Source organism: Brevibacillus sp. BD137, from assembly GCF_041644655.1.
Lineage (GTDB): Bacteria > Bacillota > Bacilli > Brevibacillales > Brevibacillaceae > Brevibacillus > Brevibacillus brevis_D.
Window position 1 is genome coordinate 381,546 of the sequence record NZ_JAOTNO010000003.1, and the last position, 18,182, is coordinate 399,727.

Here is an 18,182-nt window from a genome sequence, read left to right on the forward strand (position 1 = left end):
GCCTGGCACCCTCATTAGTGTTTTTATGTAAGCGCTGTAGTGTTTGATTTTGAATAGGGAAAAGTCAAAAAATAAAACACTGGTTACGCCAGTGTTTTATTGTGTATGAAGAAATTCATGATAAAACAAACATCGTCTTCGCTGATTACTACCTCATACTTATCTTCCAGGGGCAATAATTCATGTCGGATTAAGCTGTACAGCTTGCGGTTCTCCAGCAAAAAACTGTCTTTTTGAATATACGCCACGGATTGCGTTCCTGCTTTCAAGCGATCCACCAGGCAGCAGATGTGCAAGTAGGCCCCAATTCGCGTGTCAAAAACCAAGTAATTGTTCAGTCGCTCCTCCATACGGCCGACACACATCCTCACGTCTGCGAGAATATCTTGTCCGTCTACCATTTGCAGGTGCTCTCCTAGCGACTCTTGCATCTTCAAGTAAGCCTCTTCCAGATCGATCACTTGCTGGATATCAGACATCGCCTCTCCGTTCAAAACATCGTCCATGCTATGGTGGCGCAACTCGCGGTCGAGAATGTAATTGCTCACCACGAAGAGAATTTTTCTCTCCGCCTTGATTTTTCGAAGCTGACTGCGGGCTTGAGCCTTATCGATCAGTTGCAGCGGCACAAATTCCAGCAGGCTCTCATCGTACCTGAGCCTCGATTCCAGCAGCTTTTTCAAAAACAAGGCACTGCCTTCCCCAGACAGGCAGGCAGCGACGATCGTCAGCGCCGGAATATGCTTTTGCACCTGCTCTTTCGGCTGCTCCTCCCGCTGGTAGAGCGAAATGCCCAAAACATCACGGTAAACATCCTCGAGTGAATGACCGAGCATGGCTTTTCGAGTGGCTTCAATTACATGCGGCGTGCTGACCATCGGAATGACCTTGACCGGAATGCCGATCTCCCGCTCAATAATCTCGCCAAAGCCGAGTAGCGACCCCATATCTACGAGCAACAGCAGTCCAGCCTTGCTTCCGATCTCTCTGGCTACTTTCAGTGCTTTTTCCAAAACACTCATGGAATCTTCTTCAAGCGGCAGGTCGATGGCTCTCGCATATTGTGTGACCAGCAATCGGTTCGTCACATCGACCATCGCTGTCGCACCACCGCTGCCGTGCGTAATAACGAGCACCCCGATTGTTTCCCGTTCTTCCTCCATGCTGACATCGTCGAGCACGAAAAACATGGTCAAATATCCAGCCTCACCAATCGGCAGATCCATGAGTATCGCTTCTTCTATCATGCGCACGCACTCTAGCGCAACGGCAAACTCTTTCTTGTACTTGATTCGGACGTGGTTGATTTGCGGATTCACGATCTGCTTGCCTTGTGCAAGGCGCTCCTTCGATGTCTGAATATGCAGCGCGAGACCAAAGATCACCTTCTGGCTCAAAATCTTCTCCAGCTTGGCCTCTGCAAAGCGAACGATCTCTTCCACAAGGTGAATGATGAACGGGTCGATAATTCGGGCCATGTCGCCCTTATTCACACGTTGATGGACGCCTTTGATAAAGGTCGTAAAGTAATTCTCGATGTCAAACTCCAATTCTTCTTCACTCACACCGAGGTTTTGCAGCTCATATATTTTTTGCTCGATTTTTTCATAAACACTGTCCGTCGTATCCCCTGTTTCTCGTCCGATCCAGATGCCCTCTTTTGATGGCTGCACGACAAAGCAGTTGTGCTCCGTCCCAATGATTTCATCTAGCTCCTGCTTGTAATCCTTCACCAAAAGCAGCCCTTGCTTCACATGATGCGGCAGATCCTGAACCGATACGTGCAGCTGATTCTTTTTTAACGAAATGAATTCCGCATAGGCGCTGGCGCAGGTGAGCTGAATATCCGTTTTTAACTGTCCAATGTTATTCGGGCAGTGATAGCACAAGAATGCCTGCACAGCATTGGCCGATATCTGAATCTCTCTCCCCAACCGAAAAGCTTCTTCTTGAAAAATTTCCATCGTAATACGAAAACGCTCTTCCAAGCCACGCTCCACTAAGGATGGCAGCTTGATGACCATGGGAATGCGCCTCATGAACGTTTTTAAGAGACTCGACTCCGGATTTTCTGTCGTGGCCATGACAATCTGGACGTGAGCCGTTCGCTCCATCTCTGTTTCACCTACGCGGCGGAATATGCTCTTATCCATAAAGGTAAAAAAGATTTCCTGTCCTTCCGCCGGTAGCCGATGCACTTCATCGAGAAAGAGAATGCCACCATCCGCCTTCTCCACAAGTCCTTTGCGATCCATCTCCGCTCCGGTGTACGCCCCTTTTTTGACTCCGAACAATTGACTGATTAAGAGCTGCGGGTTGTTGGCATAATCGGCACAGTTAAAAATCACGAAAGGAGCATGCTTTTCCAGGCGTCCAATATCAACGGCAAACTCGTGAATCATCCCGGCGAACCACGACTTCCCTACACCTGTTTCTCCCAAAATCAAGCAATGCATCCCTCTCGGCGGATACAAAACGGCCGCCTTTGCCTGCTCAATACGCGTGATCAGGCTCTTGTTGGTTTTCGCCAGCCTGTCCAGCGACGTCTCCGCCAAATAGAGCGAATCGTTTCCTTGCTTGGCAAAAAACAGCGTCGGACGCCCTTCTTCCTTCTCAATTCGGCCTTCCTTCCACAAACGGTTCAAATCGCTGCTCACATTCGCTCGACTCAAACCAAGCCTCTCAGCCAAATCTGAAGCGCTTACTTTTTTATCAGGACCAGCGTCTACTAACGTCTGGAATATTAAATCTAATCGTTTCACTCTATCACCCGCCGTTGAATTGATAGAAAGTCACGAAATGCACAACCAATCCTTTTCATTTCCACGAATATTTGGAAAAACCTGCATGCTGCTTTTTCCCCTTCCCCCGTTTTTGTCCCGATGATTTATTTTTCCGTCTCCTTTCCCTGGTGTACGATATAATAGATAAATAATGATTGACAGGAGATAGCAAATCCATGATGGTTTTCATCTTGTTTACCATATGGGCGTTAGGTCTGTTTGTGCTGTTCACAGACCCGAAACGAACGTCGATCCGCTGGGCTTGTGCGACTGCCTTTGTTGGGGCTGGGGGCTTTATCTCAGGCGTGATTGACGAGACGATCATGCCCTATTTTGCAGAATATCTGGCCGCACAGCCCGGGACCACAAACACTCTGATATTGGTGAGCCGCGCCTCCTCCTTTATTTGCCAGGTGGGTTTGCCTTACACCTTTCTCATGTTTGCCGTACACTCAGCTGAATTTTTGTCTCGCAGAGTAAAGCTGACGATACAATATGCTGCTCTCATCCTGCCGCTTGGGATGCTTTGGATTACCCCCGTTTATCCCGAGCTGCTTTTTAACTACTGGATTATGGTGGCATGGGTGATTCCGTTTTTTCTGTTCTCCTGTACGCTACTGGTCGTGCAGTACATGCGAGAAAAAGATCCACTCGTGAAAAAGAACAGCTTTTTCACGAACGTACTCATCATCATTCCGTTGTTTTTCGTCTTTATTTTCATCTATATCATGCGTATCCAGAACGATTACGAGGCTTGGCGCTACAACATGCTCGTGGTCACGATCCAGTTTATCCTGATCGTTGCCATCAGTCTGAAATACGGCTTCCTTGGCGTCCGTCTCCGCGTGGAGAAAAAACGTCTGGACAGTACCTTGCGCGCCTTGACTTCCGGTGCACAAATCATTAACCATACGATCAAAAATGAAGCAGGCAAAATATCGCTGTATGCCGACCGTATCGAGACATATGCGGATGAAACCAACCAGCCGTCGCTAAAAGAAGACGCGCTTGTCCTGATGCAATCCTCGCAGCATATGCTGGACATGATGAATCGGATTCAAAACCAGCTGCGAGACGTCGAGCTGCGCGAAGAACCATGTGACCCCGGCCAAATCATCGAGCAAGTCACACAAAATCTGACGCCCTATATCCTGAAACAACAGGTAGAAGTCGTTAGTGAATTGGACGAAACACTTCGCTTGTATGGGGATGGCGTACAATTGCGCGAAGTCATCACCAACTTGTGCATGAATGCGCTAGAAGCCATGAAGTCGGGTGGCAAGCTCCATCTTCAGCTATTTATGTCTCACAAGCATCTGATCATCACTGTCGCAGACACAGGCACAGGCATCACAAAAGAGAACCTGCCTCATGTGCTCGATCCTTTTTTCTCGACAAAAAGGACAGGGCAAAACTTTGGTCTCGGGCTCTCCTATTGCTACAATGTCATGCAAAAGCATCAGGGCCAACTGGAAATCTACAGTGAGCAAGGCAAAGGAACTACCGTTTTCCTGTTCTTCCCGAAAAAGCGCGTCATCATAAACGACTCTGAATAGCGAAAGGACGCTCACAATCATGAATCCAATCAGGGTATTTTTAGTAGAGGATGATCCCGTCTGGCGCAAAGGTCTCATTGACTTCCTGAACAAAGAGCCGGATCTCACTGTAGTAGGGGAAGCCGGGTTCAAGGCAGAAGCAATCGAGCGCTTTTTGCCTGCCAAAGCGGATGTCGTCCTGATGGACATTAACTTGACCGAGAACAATCTGGACGGGATCGAGACAGCAATCGAATTCATGGCCCTCCAGGCTGACAGCAAAATCATCATGCTCACCTCTCTGACAGACGAGGCAGTGATCGTGGAATCATTCTCAGCAGGTGCCGTCAACTACATCAGCAAATCGAGCTTCAAGGAAATTCCCGACGCTATCCGTGCCGCTCACAACAGCCAATCTGCCATTCACCCTACGGCCGCTGCGGCACTGCGCAACGAATTTTTGCGTTTGAAAAACGATGAAAATCAAAAGCTCTTATCTCCCGCAGAACGGGACATCCTACAGCTAATCCACCAAGGTCATACGCAGACGCAGATTGAACAATCTCTCCACATCACGAAGCGTACGATCAAAAATCACATCAACCGAATCCTCAAAAAAATGGGCGTCAAAACAAGCAAGGAAGCGGCCGCAAAAGCCAGCCAAAAAAAGCTATTCTAGGTCTTATTACCAGGTACCAATGAATGTTGGTACTTTTTTTACATGCTCCACTCTTTACAATGAAAGCTATAGAGCAACTCACTTATCCCTTGTAAAGGTGTGGTCCACATGGCCCTTATTTATTCTTTCTTAAAATCGATTCTGATGCTGTGGTTTCGTCCTCGTGTGCTTGGACTTTCCAAAATCGACTTGTCGAAGCCATCTCTTATTACTCCCAATCACGTCTCCTTGCTAGATGCGGTACTCCTATCCTTTTGCTTGCCGAAAGAAGCGACCTTTGTCGTCAACACGGAGATCGCCAAGCGGTTTGCGTTTTTCCTCCGCTTCCGCAAGCATATCGCGATCGATCCGCTCAACCCGTACTCCATCCGCCACATGCTCCGCGTAATTCGCAACGGACAGACGCTGGTGATTTTTCCAGAAGGCCGGATCACGACGACGGGCGGCATCATGAAAATCTACAGTGGTGTTGGCTATCTCGCTCTGCGAACTGGTGTAACGGTTTACCCAATCATTATTAATGGCCTGGAACGTTCGATCTTCTCGTATTTGAAAGGAAAGCTGAAGCTCTCCTGGTTCCCAGATGTAACCATGACAGTAGGCACTCCGTTCACGATCGAGCGTGATCCAAACCTGTCGATGCGCGAACAAAAAGCCACGGCCAATGATCGTATCCTGCGTACTCTTCAAGAAGGCTTGTTCGAGAGCCGAATGAAGCAAAACGTGAATCTGTTTGATGAAGTTCTCGAAGCAGCTCGCCTGAACGGTGCAAAGATGGAAATCGCCAAGGACCTGACGTCCGCGATCGACTACAAGACCTTGTTAATCGGCAGCTACTTACTCGGCAACAAATTGCAGCCAATGCTCCTGGGAAAACCGGTTGTCGGTGTATTCCTTCCCAATTCAGTGGGTCATCTCGTAACGTTGCTATCGTTGTTCCGCATCGGAGCCACTCCAGCCATCCTGAACTTTTCGCTTGGTATTCGCTCCTTGCTGGATTGCTGTGAGACTGCCCATATCGATACGATCCTGACATCGCGTGTATTCATTGAAAAAGGAAAGCTGGAGCACATCATCGCAGGTCTTTCACCGAGCATGAAAATCATTTATCTCGAGGATTTGAAAGCATCCGCGACTGCTTTTGACAAAGTGTCCGCACTCTTCTCTTATTTGCGGAAGAAAAAAGCTTCAGCGGCAAGTAACGAGCTGATCCTCTTCACCTCCGGCAGTGAGAGTAAGCCAAAGGGTGTCATTCTGACGCATACGAATCTGTACGCGAATATTCAACAAGTAACTAGTGTGATTGACATTACGAGTCACGACAAGTTTTTCAATGCCCTGCCTATGTTCCACAGCTTTGGGCTTACTGCGGGAACACTTTTACCGGTAGTGAAGGGTATCCCGGTTTATCTGTATCCAAGTCCGTTGCATTACAAGGCAATTTCGGAATTGGTTTACGATCAAAACGCAACGATCCTCTTCGGAACCTCGACCTTTATGGCTGGTTACGGACGTATGGCCCATCCTTACAACTTCTACACCTTGCGCTACGTATTTGCAGGTGCAGAAAAGCTAAAGGACGATGTTCGCAAGCTGTGGATGGAAAAGTTCGGTGTGCGGATTTTTGAAGGCTATGGGGCAACGGAAACAGCTCCGATCCTGTCTCTCAACACCCCCCTGGCTAACAAACCAGGAACCGTCGGGCGTTTGATGCCAGGGATGTCCGCCAAGCTGGAACCAGTCGAAGGAATCGATGCTGGCGGAGAGCTTTTGGTGAAGGGTCCAAACGTCATGAAGGGTTATATGATTCACGGAAAAGGCTTTGTTCCCGCGGAGGAATGGTACCACACAGGTGATTTGGTTACCGCTGACAAGGACGGCTTTCTCAGCATTCAATCCCGCTTGAAGCGCTTCGCCAAAATCGGTGGCGAGATGGTTTCACTCAATCTGGTTGAGGAACTGGCTATGCAATGCTTCGGACACTCCGGTTTTGCTGCAATCACAGTGAATGATCCGCGAAAAGGTGAGCGTGTCTTGCTATTTACCACAGATGAATCTGTTCAGCTGAGCCAATTACGCGCGTATTTGACGGAAAAACAATACTCGCCACTTCTCATCCCAGGTACAATGCAAGTCATCAAGGCTCTACCACTTCTCGGTAGCGGAAAAACGGATTACGTCAGCCTGAAACAACTGGTCGAAACGGGAGGAAAATGATGTGAATATACGATTAAAACCACTACAAGCCCTGTACTTCACTCAATTTCTATCGGCCTTTGCCGACAACATGATTTTGTTTGTCATCGCGAATCTGCTGCGGGAGAACGGTTTTTCTCCCGCGATGCTTGCACTCGTATCGATTTCATTCTTTCTCCCTTACATTTTTCTCGCTCCATTAGTTGGGCCTTTTGCCGACAAGCATGCCAAGTCAATCGTGCTGGTGATCGGCAACCTGATTAAAGCGCTTGGTGTCGTCTTGCTGTTTTTCATTGACCAGTCGAGCATCATCATGCTGATGTTGTGTTACTTCACAGTAGGAGTCGGAGCGGTCGTGTATTCTCCAGCCAAGTACGGAATTTTGCCGGAGCTGACTCGAAATGAAGATGAACTGTTTCACGCGAATGCACGCATCGAAGCCTATACGATCTTTGCGATTTTGACTGGAATCGGTGGTGGTGGAGCCATCGCGAACATGACGGCACCGCTTATCTCGTCAGGAATTTGTCTGCTGATCTATCTGCTGTCGCTCGGTATGACTTTCTTCATTCCGCGTATGAGAGGGAATGCATCCATTCGCTATGGAGCAGAAGCACGACGCTTTTTCATCGACTTCCAGCACTTGATGAATCGTCCGGAAACGAGCTTTGCCCTGATTGGAACTGGAGCATTCTGGATGTCCTCAGCTGTCTTGCGCGTGGCCGTTCTGGCCTGGATTCCTCTCGCGCTAGGAATTAACCCGGAGAGCTTCTCCGTATCGCTGATTCTCGCAACGACATCCATTGGAATTATCGTGGGGGCTTTTCTCGCTCCGAAGCTCATTCCTTTGACACATTTCACTCGATCGCTGACATACGGGTTCGGAATGTTTCTCATCATCGTGCTATTTCCTTGGACGAATCTCACCTTTGTTGCCATCAGTTTATTGCTTCTCGTCGGGTTCATGGGCGGCGTGTTCATTATCCCGATGAATACGGTCTTGCAGGACGAAGGCAAACGGATGGTCGGTTCAGGAAAAACGATTGCGATTCAAAACTTCATCGAGAATCTGCTGATGGCAGTAGGCTCCGGCATTTACTACCTGATCACCTATATCGGCATCTCCATCTCCGGTGCGATTGTTGGTCAAGGGCTGCTGCTACTCGGGTTCCTGTTGTACTTGGTGAAGTATCGCAGACGTATCGTGCGTTGACAGATTGGCGTGATAGAAAAAGAAAAAGCCGTGACCACTAGTGTCACGGCTTTCTGGCGTCTATCTATGTTATTTCTTTTGCTGGGTATTAGTTGTCGGTGTACCCGATTTCTCCGCAGCCTTTCTCGCTTCGTTCAGCTTATGATAAAATTCACCTTTTGTTTTGAAGGTCGAAAACTTCGCTGCATTGATTTTTACTTTTGCAGACAGCTCGGTGATTTCTTCTTTGGTTACCACGTCCTTGATGTTGATGGAAGCGATATTGGTGTATTTGCCATCTGCCGTTTTCGGAACGCTCAAAATGCCTGCATTGATCAGCTCTACTATGTCCTTGCGTACAGGTGCTGTGGTGTCCACACCTATAATCTTCCAATTGTTTTGTACTTTTGGCTCGTAAACGCCCTTTTTCACTTCTTTCAGGTACGCAATCGCACGGTTGCGGATCGTTCCACCTGTTTCACCAAACGCACTGTTGTCTTTGGAAGACCACAGCTGTTCGAACTTGCGTCCTTCCAACGCGCCACCTTTTGCCTGCAAAGCTTCCATCCGGTATGCGTTCATTCCGAGCTTCAAGGTATCTGTAGCCTTGATCGGTGTCTCATCGAGCTTGCGCAGGTTCGTGATGCGGCTGCCGTATGGCTTGGTCAGGTCGATTTCGTATTTCACGCCACCGAAGAAATCGTTGGTGCTGTATTTGGAAGCACGGCGTTTTGGATCAAAGCTGACTGTCACGTCGCCAGGGCGCGTGGAATTGAAGTAGCCCACAGCCCATTCCATATAGTCCTTCAAGTCTTTTCCGGTTACTTTGTATACGGTAATCTCGCCACCCGCGTATTGGTAGTTGTAGGCGATATCCTTTTTCTTGATCGGACCGACATCCAGCTTGGCTTTGTCGTTGTCAATCTGGTGAGCAACCACGTCTGCTTTACTGTAGTAGAGCATCACTTCATGGAAAAAGTCAGACAGTGGCGTCTCCTGAATTTGGACCGTCGGGATACCCTCGATCTCGTTTTTCTCTACCAGGTTCATGCCTTTGAGCTCTGCTACGACGATGTTGGCATCTGCACGCGCGAACTCATGAAAAGGCTGGAGCTTGGTCTCCAGCGCTGCATCAGATACCGCTGGTGTGCCATCTGCGCCTTTTACAGGGACCGCAGTCGCTTCCTTGTCAGTCAGCACGAGCTTGCCGTCTTTCTTCTCAAAAGTCAGGTCAATGCGAGAGAGATGTGTACCGTATTTATCCGGCTCTGTAATCAGAACGCCGTTGATCTCTTCCTTTTTCACGAGCTTGTGCATGTGCCCCGCAAAAATCGCAGTCAGTTCTGGAACAGCGTTCGCGATATCTGCTACGCCCGTACCCGGAATACCGTTTTCATTCTCGATGCCCATGTGCATGAGACCGATCATGACGTCTACTTTGCCTTCCAGCTCTTTTACGGCTTTCTTGGTTTCTTCTACCGGGTTTTTGATCACGAGGCCATCCAGATGGTCGGTACCTTTTTCGAAATCGGTAATCATCGGTGTGTTCATCCCAATAACGCCGATTTTTATACCGCCACGCTCAATGATCGTGTACGCAGGCAAGAAACGCTCGCCATTTTCCTTGTAAATGTTCCCTGCCAAAACAGAGCCTTTGTATTGGCTACTGACCTTATCCAATACATCGAGTCCAAAATTAAATTCATGATTGCCAAATGCCCACGCGTCATAGTTCATTTCGTTCATCGCGACCATGATAGGAGACTGCGGTTGGTCGTTGAAAAGCTCTGCCGAGTTGTCTTGGATCGAATCGCCTGCATCTAGCAACACGGTGTTCGGATTTTCTTTGCGAATCTCTTTAATCATCGTGAACAACTGCGTCATGCTGCCATTTGGATTCGGGCCATCCAAAGCATAATCCCACGGCATGAAACGTCCGTGAATGTCAGATGTACCCAGCAGTGTAATTTTGGTAGGTGTTGCTGCGGCCTTTACCGGTGCGGGGATCCCCATCATCGCACTGCCTAGCACCATGGATGTAAGTGCTACACTTAATAAACCCTTCGCTAGTTTTTTCATGTTTTCCCCTCTGTCTCTCTTAATCTGTCAAAACCCCTCGATAGTGTTGCTCTAATTGTCCTCCTGTTCTATTTTGTATGAAAATTCTGGGTGCTATCTAACTATAGCAGGCATGCGAAAGGAAAAATAGCAAAAAAAGCCGTGACGTACATGTCACGACTTGATCGCTGCATAGTTCTGCAAACACTCCAAAAAGAGTTCTCCGTACTTCTCAAATTTCGCCTCGCCTACTCCTTTGATCTGGAGCATGGCCTGTTTGTCAGTCGGGCAAACACTGCTCATTTCCTTCAAGGTACTGTCTGGGAAAATCACGTACGGCGGTACTTTTTGTCGCGTCGAGATTTCTTTACGCAACGCGCGCAGTTGCTCGAACAGCTCGTCATCCTCAGTCAGTTGTACAGGACGTATCGAGATTTTTTGCACAACGCGCTCTTCACCCCGCAGAACAGGCAATGCCCGCTCCCCTAGCTTTACGATTGGATATTGGCTCTCCGTCACTTGCAAATACCCTTCGGCAATGAGGAGCTGGATCAAGTCTGCGATCTCTTTTTCCTTGTATTCCTTCATCAAACCATACGTCGGCAACTGATCGAAGGAAAACTGGGTGACCTTCTTGTTTTTGGAGCCTTTCAGTACCTGCGCGACGAGTGCGGCACCAAAGCGCTCTCTCATACGTTTTACGCAGGAGAAAATCTTTTGCGCTTCGAGCGTAATATCGGACAGCTCGGTCTCATCGGTGCAGTTCGCACAGCGTCCGCACGCGACAGCATCTACTTCGCCGAAATATTGCACGATGTTTTGCTGCAAGCAACGGGGCGTCCGGCAATAGTCGATCATCGCGTACAGCTTTTTGTACTCCAGCTCCTTGCGCTCGTCCAGCAGTTGATTTTGCTCGATAAAAAAAGTTTGCGTCTGGATATCCTGGGGCTGAAACAGTAGAATACACTCACTTGGCTCCCCATCGCGTCCCGCACGGCCTGCTTCCTGGTAATACGCCTCCAGGTTTTTCGGCATGTTGTAATGAATGACGTAACGCACATTGGACTTGTCGATGCCCATACCAAATGCATTGGTCGCGACCATCGTCCGGACATCATCATACAGAAATGCTTCCTGGTTGGCCGCACGCTCCTCCTCCGTCAGTCCTGCATGGTATTTGGTCACAGCAAAGCCACGCTTGTCCAAATCTGCATGCAAGGCGTCCACGTCTTTTCTCGTTGCCGCATAAATAATCCCCGCCTGCTGCTTATTCGCCCGCAAGTACGCCTGAATGAATTCTCGACGGTTCTCCCCCTTGCGTACAGACAAGATGAGATTGTCTCTGCCAAATCCTGTGATAAAAAGGCGTTCGTCCTGTAATTCTAGCTGTCGCTTGATGTCCTCGGTTACCTCCGGTGTCGCTGTGGCGGTCAAGGCTGCGACGAGCGGACGCTGTGGCAAGGATTGAAGAAAACGGGCAATTGCCAAATAGCTCGGACGGAAATCGTGCCCCCACTGCGAGACGCAATGCGCTTCGTCCACTGCCACAAACGAGATCGGAACATCTTGAATCAGGTTTTGGAACGCTTCGGATTCCAAACGCTCTGGAGCGATATACAGCAGCTTGTACTCTCCTCGGGCCGCCATACGGAGTCGGTCGCGAACCTCGCTATAATCTAGTGAGCTGTTAATTTGGGTGGCGGGAATGCCCATGCTGACCAGTACGTCGACCTGATCCTTCATCAGTGAGATGAGCGGGGAGATCACGATGGTTACGCCGTCCTGAAGCATCGCTGGGACTTGATAGCAGATGGATTTCCCGCCGCCGGTTGGCATGATGCCTACTGTGTCATGTCCGGCTAACAGGCTCGTGATGATTTTCTTCTGGCCTTCTCGGAATGATTCGTAGCCAAAGTACTTTCGTAAAATTTCTTGCGCTTTATTTAACAAAGAGAATCACCTTCTCTTTCGACGGATTTTCAATGGGTTTCTTACTAGTGTAAACATAGGGATTGGGACAAAACAAGGGGGGACTGCTTTGTTTGAGGTCAACATGGTGGAGGAGAAGAAAAAGCACAGTTCTCTTCGACTCTGACACGCCCGCAAGGGGGGATTCACTGGCCGTCTACATTTCAAAAAGGGGACCGTCGACCAAAGCCACCCTACAGGCGGACGTTTCTCAAGGGAGAAGTGTTCGACAAGCGTGGTCCCCTTTTTGAAGTTCCGACTGGGTAGGCATTGTCAAGGTCTGCGAGCCCTGTGCTTTTTCTTCTCGCCAGCTTTTTTTGTTCTTCGATACCTTTTTATAATAAATAAAAAAGCACCACAGGGGTGCCTTATAAGTAGCCTAGGAAGAGACGGACAAGATGAACCGTTTTTTCTGTAGAAGCCAAATGAACATGTATACGATATACCCGATCATCCCTCCCGCTGTATTCAGGAGTAAATCATCGACATCGAACGTTCCAACGTTCATTACGAGTTGTGTCAGTTCAACACCGAGGCTTAGCATTAGGGATAGCAGGGTGACTCTGAACAGGGAACCGGCTTTTTTCGGGAACAGGAGTGGTAGCAGGAAGCCTAGTGGCATGAAGGCGATCACGTTGCCTACGAAGTTCACCGCACTATGCCAGCTTTGGTAATCTCGTATCGATTTGATATAGTTCTCGATTTCGTGAAAGGGCACCAAATTGCTCCGGTAGCGCAAGCGCTCTACAATCACAGACGGGTCGCTCCAAATGATTTTACACTGATCCAATAGCAAGCTGCTATCCAAACTACCGAATTTAAGCAGTAGTACCTTCACGACGAGAAACAAGTAAAGGGCAAACACTGCATAACCTGCAATAACAAGCAGTTCTGTCGGTGTCTCCACTTTTTGCACGTTATCCATTGTCAAACCCTCTCTCCATCAGTTTTTTGAGCCGCTTCTCGTAACCTTCATGTTGTCAGGATAGACTTTTCGATTAAAATTTACAGAAACGAAAGGTAAAGAAAAAGTAAAGCTTTCTCAAATGCTTGAGATTGTACGTGGTAGCCAAACGGTAAAGGTCGTCCATTCGCTTGTGCTTTCGGCAGAAATGCTGCCTTGGTGCAGATCGATGATGCTTTTGGCGATAGCGAGACCAAGACCCGAGCCTCCTGTCTCTTTCGAACGGGAGCCCTCCACCCGAAAAAAGCGTTCAAACAAGCTCGGCACATATTCAGCCGGGATCGGCGCTCCGTTATTGGCAACAGAAATCGCGACACCTTCTCCTTGACAGAAGACACGTATGATAATTTCCGTACCATCTTGCCCGTATTTCACGGCGTTGGAAATGAGGTTTTCCAGAACGCGAACGAGCTTGTCAGTATCTCCTGCCATTTCGATTTTTTGATCGGGCGTATCTACGATTAAGCGCAGCCCTGCCTCATTCGCCACGAGTCGAAAGCCGACCGATACTTGCTCAACCAGTTCTACCAAGTCAAACTGCGTTCGCTTCAAATACGCCCCGCGATTGCGGACCTTCGTGTACTCAAATAGATCATTGACGAGCACGTTCATCTGTTTGGCCTTCTCATAGGCGATATGGGCGTAGTGCTTGAGATTCTCCTCGTCCTTGTGTTTGTTCTGCTCAATCAGCCCAAGGTAGCCAATGATGGAGGTCAACGGCGTTCGCAGATCGTGGGAAACGTTGGTGATCAGCTCGTCCTTCGATTGTTCCAGCCTCCGCTCCTCTTCCATCGCATCCAAGGCGCTTTTGACCAGAGCATGGATGCTATCGACGACTTGACCCAAGCTGCCGTTCGGACGAATGGAAATCTGGTGATGATAGTTGCCTTTTGCAATGAAATGCAGCTCGTTTATGATTTGCTCCATCTGCTTTTGTTCCAGATACTTGCGGATACGAACGACCGACCACGCCGCAAACATACCGGTTGCCAACAAAACAATTGGGATTTTAAAGGAATTGATATCGAAATTGACCCGCAACTTCCAAATGAACTCTCTGATTTCCGGAATGGTGTACAAATAGTTGTTGGCAAAAAAATCAGCCATTTGGAAAACAGCGTAGATGATCATGAGGCCAAGCAGCAAATCAAAAAGGATGCGAATAAAATCCTTGGCTCTAAGCTTCAATTTTATAGCCGACCCCCCAGACCGTCTGTATCACCTTCTCGCCATTGGTCGCCTTCTCCAGTTTTTCCCGCAAGTTGCTGATGTGAACCATTACCGTTTTGTAGGAAACGAAGTTCTCCATTTTCCAGCAGCGGTCAAAAATTTCTTCCGAGCTAAATACCCGATTCGGATGACTTGCCAGAAGATGCAGGACAGAAAATTCCAATGCCGTCAGCTTGATCGGGGTGCCTTCTTTGGTCTGAACGAAGTGGCTTTGCTTGTCGATAATTAATGGTCCCGCCTCAATAACATGATCCTGTTTGCTCGCCTGTGTGTAGTTCGACCGTCGCAGGAGAGACTTGACCCGCGCAATCACTTCCAGCGGATTAAAAGGCTTCGCCACATAATCGTCTGCACCCGTCATCAAGCCCAGGATTTTGTCCATATCATTTGTTTTTGCACTCGCCATCAGGATGGGGATGGTCGAGTTTTTTCGTATGCGCTTGGTAACTTCCAGCCCGTCCAAATTGGGCATCATGACATCCAGAATGACGAGATCGATGGACTTCTGCTCCAGCTTCTCCATCGCTTCTAAACCGTCAAAAGCCTTTTCGATCTCATACCCTTCGTTGCTCAAATATATCGCCATCAGCTCTACAATCTCTTTGTCGTCATCTACAATCAAAATCCTCACAGACAAACACCTCCGAACTCGTGCGTAGTAGATATAGATAGCATTACTATAACAAGAATTGTTAAAGAAAAGGTAAAGCAAGTAAGACCAACCGTGCGAATGAGAGAGCAATATTTCAAACATCCCCTTGTGTTATAACTAACTTGAATTTCAATCAAGGGAGATGAAACCATGAATAATTTGAAAGAGAAAATTGCAGTGGTAACCGGAGCAAGCCGTGGGATTGGTCGTGGCATCGCATTACGTCTGGCGCAGGATGGCGCATTGGTCGTCGTACACTATGGAAGAAGACAGGAAGAAGCAGAAGCAGTCGTACGTGAGATTGAACGAGCTGGAGGTCAAGCATTCGCGATCGGTACAGACTTGCGCACAATGGACGGCATTCGTGATTTCTATGCGGCATTGGACGAAGCATTGCAGAAACGCACAGGAGATCATCGTTTTGACATTCTCGTCAATAATGCTGGGATCGGACAAATCTTAACGTTGGAAGAGGCTACCGAAGAATCGTTTGACGAGGTCATGAACATCAATGTCAAAGCACCGTTTTTTATGATCCAACAAGCGTTGCCCCGCTTAAGAGAGGAAGGCCGTATCATCAATCTCTCATCCTTTGTGACTCGTGCAGCTTCCCCAAGTGTGTTCACTTACAGTATATCGAAGGGGGCTATTAACACACTGACGCTAGCGCTGGCAAAACAACTGGGGAGCCGTCATATTACGGTAAACGCGATCCTGCCGGGCATTATTAACACCGAGATGAATGCTAGCACATTGCAAAATAACCCAGATGGGCAGAAGTACGCCGCTGGACTTTCCACCTTCAACAGATGGGGAGAGCCTGATGATGTAGCGGATATTGCCGCTTTTCTCGCTTCCTCGGACAGCCGGTGGGTAACGGGACAGCTGATTGATGCCAGTGGCGGATCGCATCTGTAATGGTTCTCAAAAAATAACCGATGGTCACAAGCACGGGACCATCGGTTTTGTTTATGAAGATCCTATTCTTTTGGATGAATCATTTGTTCAGGGCGCACGACTTGATCGAATTGCTCTTCGGTCAGCAAATTGCTCTTGATTGCCGCTTCCTTGAGTGTGATGCCTTCTTTGTGAGCCAGCTTTGCAACTGCTGCCGCATTTTCATAGCCGATATGCGGGTTCAGCGCCGTCACCAGCATCAGCGAGTTGTTCAGATTTTCTTTGATCACTGTCAGATCAGGCTCGATGCCTACTGCGCAATTGTCGTTAAAGGACTTCATCACGTCTGCCAACAGTCTTGCGGATTGCAGGAAATTGTAGATGATCACTGGTTTAAACACGTTTAGCTCGAAGTTCCCCTGGCTTGCAGCAAAGCCAATCGCAGCATCGTTGCCCATCACTTGGCATACGACCATCGTCATCGCTTCGCTTTGGGTCGGATTCACCTTGCCTGGCATGATGGAGCTGCCTGGCTCGTTTGCTGGAATGATGAGTTCACCGATTCCGCAACGTGGGCCGCTCGCCAGCCACCTCACGTCATTGGCGATTTTCATCAGATCCGCAGCCAGTGCTTTGAGGGCACCATGTACATGAACGAGCTCGTCATGGCTGGTCAGCGCGTGGAACTTGTTTTCAGCAGTTACGAATTGGTGCTTGGTTTCCGTGCTGATTTCTGCTGCGACCATTTCACCGAAGCGCGGATGCGCATTGATTCCTGTTCCCACTGCCGTGCCGCCAATCGCTAGCTCACGGAGGTACTCATTGCTCTCCTTAATCATCTTTTCGGATTTTTCCAGCATGCGTACCCAACCACTGAATTCTTGGCCCAGAGTCAGCGGAGTCGCGTCCTGCAAATGCGTGCGACCGATTTTAATGATATCCATATAGGCTTCGCTTTTTGCTTTCAGCGTTGCCTTTAACAGCTGGAGTGCGGGCAGTACTTGCTCCTCGATAGCGACCAGTCCAGCCATGTGCATCGCTGTCGGGAATGTATCATTGGAGCTCTGCGATTTATTCACATCATCGTTGGAGTGGATGCGTGCTGTGCTGCCTTTCGCTTCGAGCAATTGGTTCGCGCGATGAGCAATGACTTCATTGACGTTCATGTTGGATTGCGTGCCGCTACCCGTTTGCCAGACTACCAGTGGGAAATGCTCATTCCATTTTCCTTGGATCACTTCATCTGCTGCCGCCACAATCGCTTCTGCCTTTTCATTATCGAGTTTGCCCAGCTTTTGATTCGCCAGCGCAGCGCTTTTTTTCAGGATGGCAAACATGCGAATCAGTGGAAGTGGCATTTTTTCTTCGCCGATTTCAAAGTTTTGGAAGCTGCGTTGTGTTTGGGCGCCCCACAGCTTATCCGCCGGGACCTTGATTTCTCCAATCGTATCCTTTTCAATTCTGAATTCCATCTCGCATCCTCCTCGTTATCAAGCGTTTTCTTATGTAAAAAAGATAAAGCAGTTCTTCTTCATTAAAATGATAATGATTTTCATTCTTGTTAGCAAGGGATGAAGTGTTTTTTCGGGAAAGCCAAAAATATTGTTGTCTTCAAACGGTTGGGGTCGGGGGAAGCCCTGCCACATGTCTTCCAGTCGCCTGTATCCTCTCTTCGTTCGGGCGGTCTCCTTCCAGACATGTGACAGTGCTTTCGTACAGCTTATGTTTAGTAGGAGCTTTTACAACGTTTGGTAAGCGATTCAAAGAGACTTCATGAACTTCCTTTCAAGAAGTAACCAAAAAGCCGCGTAGAAGAAGCGCATTTCCAGTCCAAGCGCCTCTGGAGCCCGACCTAGCGTAGGAAAAAATGGCGGGGGTTTTCAGCTTCACTTATGGAATCCTTCTTCGAATCATCTACGTTTGAAGCGCTCCCGCCATTTTATCCGAAGCGGACAGTCTTCACCCCCTTGCGGGGCGGAGGCCGAAGCGTAGACTGGAAATGCGCTTCTTCCTTTACGACAGCCACTT

12 protein-coding genes are annotated in these 18,182 nt (G+C 48.6%); 5 read left to right on the forward strand and 7 right to left on the reverse strand.

Features of this window, described 5'->3' with window-relative positions; all coding sequences use genetic code 11:
• Positions 1-83: 83 nt before the first annotated feature.
• Positions 84-2,762, reverse strand: coding sequence for a sigma 54-interacting transcriptional regulator (locus tag ODZ53_RS08455; RefSeq protein ID WP_372676626.1), 2,679 nt, complete (start codon positions 2,760-2,762; stop codon positions 84-86).
• Positions 2,763-2,959: 197 nt separating this feature from the next.
• Here ODZ53_RS08455 and ODZ53_RS08460 point away from each other — a divergent pair, with 197 nt between their 5' ends.
• The 4 genes from ODZ53_RS08460 to lplT all read left to right on the forward strand — a co-directional run bounded on the left by ODZ53_RS08460 (position 2,960) and on the right by lplT (position 8,406).
• Positions 2,960-4,339, forward strand: a complete 1,380-nt coding sequence (locus tag ODZ53_RS08460; protein ID WP_372676627.1) for a HAMP domain-containing sensor histidine kinase — start codon at positions 2,960-2,962, stop codon at positions 4,337-4,339.
• Between the two features lie 19 nt (positions 4,340-4,358).
• Positions 4,359-4,997 (forward strand): response regulator, encoded by a 639-nt coding sequence (locus ODZ53_RS08465; RefSeq protein WP_007724579.1) that lies wholly within the window; start codon positions 4,359-4,361, stop codon positions 4,995-4,997.
• Between the two features lie 108 nt (positions 4,998-5,105).
• Complete coding sequence (locus tag ODZ53_RS08470) at positions 5,106-7,214, forward strand: AMP-binding protein (RefSeq protein ID WP_372676628.1); 2,109 nt, start codon at positions 5,106-5,108, stop codon at positions 7,212-7,214.
• A 1-nt stretch (position 7,215) separates the two neighbouring features.
• Positions 7,216-8,406: a lysophospholipid transporter LplT gene (gene lplT / locus ODZ53_RS08475; RefSeq protein ID WP_015893834.1), complete on the forward strand. Its 1,191-nt coding sequence runs from the start codon at positions 7,216-7,218 to the stop codon at positions 8,404-8,406.
• A gap of 69 nt (positions 8,407-8,475) precedes the next feature.
• Here lplT and ODZ53_RS08480 read toward each other — a convergent pair whose 3' ends face one another.
• From ODZ53_RS08480 to ODZ53_RS08500, 5 genes are all read right to left on the reverse strand, one after another.
• On the reverse strand, positions 8,476-10,401 hold the full coding sequence (locus ODZ53_RS08480) for a bifunctional metallophosphatase/5'-nucleotidase (protein ID WP_372676821.1): 1,926 nt from the start codon (positions 10,399-10,401) through the stop codon (positions 8,476-8,478).
• A 216-nt stretch (positions 10,402-10,617) separates the two neighbouring features.
• Positions 10,618-12,393 (reverse strand): DNA helicase RecQ, encoded by a 1,776-nt coding sequence (gene recQ / locus ODZ53_RS08485; protein WP_372676629.1) that lies wholly within the window; start codon positions 12,391-12,393, stop codon positions 10,618-10,620.
• 397 nt (positions 12,394-12,790) lie between these two features.
• Entirely contained in the window at positions 12,791-13,336 is a 546-nt protein-coding gene (locus tag ODZ53_RS08490; RefSeq protein ID WP_372676630.1) for a VanZ family protein, read from the reverse strand.
• Between the two features lie 117 nt (positions 13,337-13,453).
• Positions 13,454-14,563 carry a sensor histidine kinase gene (locus ODZ53_RS08495; protein WP_372676631.1) on the reverse strand — a complete coding sequence of 370 codons (1,110 nt, stop codon included), beginning with the start codon at positions 14,561-14,563 and terminating at the stop codon, positions 13,454-13,456.
• Positions 14,553-15,242 (reverse strand): response regulator transcription factor, encoded by a 690-nt coding sequence (locus ODZ53_RS08500; RefSeq protein ID WP_015893840.1) that lies wholly within the window; start codon positions 15,240-15,242, stop codon positions 14,553-14,555. Before ODZ53_RS08500 ends, ODZ53_RS08495 begins: the two co-directional genes overlap by 11 nt.
• 165 nt (positions 15,243-15,407) lie before the next feature.
• On the opposite strand from ODZ53_RS08500, the gene ODZ53_RS08505 reads away from it, so the two are divergent.
• Entirely contained in the window at positions 15,408-16,175 is a 768-nt protein-coding gene (locus tag ODZ53_RS08505) for an SDR family oxidoreductase (protein WP_372676632.1), read from the forward strand.
• Positions 16,176-16,237: 62 nt separating this feature from the next.
• Here ODZ53_RS08505 and fumC read toward each other — a convergent pair whose 3' ends face one another.
• Complete coding sequence (gene fumC / locus ODZ53_RS08510; protein WP_372676633.1) at positions 16,238-17,626, reverse strand: class II fumarate hydratase; 1,389 nt, start codon at positions 17,624-17,626, stop codon at positions 16,238-16,240.
• Positions 17,627-18,182 lie beyond the last annotated feature (556 nt).

Excerpts from the sequence above, each read along its gene's own strand:
- ODZ53_RS08465 (WP_007724579.1), top strand. The coding sequence starts at position 4,359 with ATGAATCCAATCAGGGTATTTTTAGTAGAGGATGATCCCGTCTGGCGC.
- ODZ53_RS08460 (WP_372676627.1), top strand. The coding sequence starts at position 2,960 with ATGATGGTTTTCATCTTGTTTACCATATGGGCGTTAGGTCTGTTTGTG.
- ODZ53_RS08505 (WP_372676632.1), top strand. The coding sequence starts at position 15,408 with ATGAATAATTTGAAAGAGAAAATTGCAGTGGTAACCGGAGCAAGCCGT.
- ODZ53_RS08480 (WP_372676821.1), bottom strand. The coding sequence starts at position 10,401 with ATGATGGGGATCCCCGCACCGGTAAAGGCCGCAGCAACACCTACCAAA.
- fumC (WP_372676633.1), bottom strand. The coding sequence starts at position 17,626 with ATGGAATTCAGAATTGAAAAGGATACGATTGGAGAAATCAAGGTCCCG.
- ODZ53_RS08490 (WP_372676630.1), bottom strand. The coding sequence starts at position 13,336 with ATGGATAACGTGCAAAAAGTGGAGACACCGACAGAACTGCTTGTTATT.
- ODZ53_RS08470 (WP_372676628.1), top strand. The coding sequence starts at position 5,106 with ATGGCCCTTATTTATTCTTTCTTAAAATCGATTCTGATGCTGTGGTTT.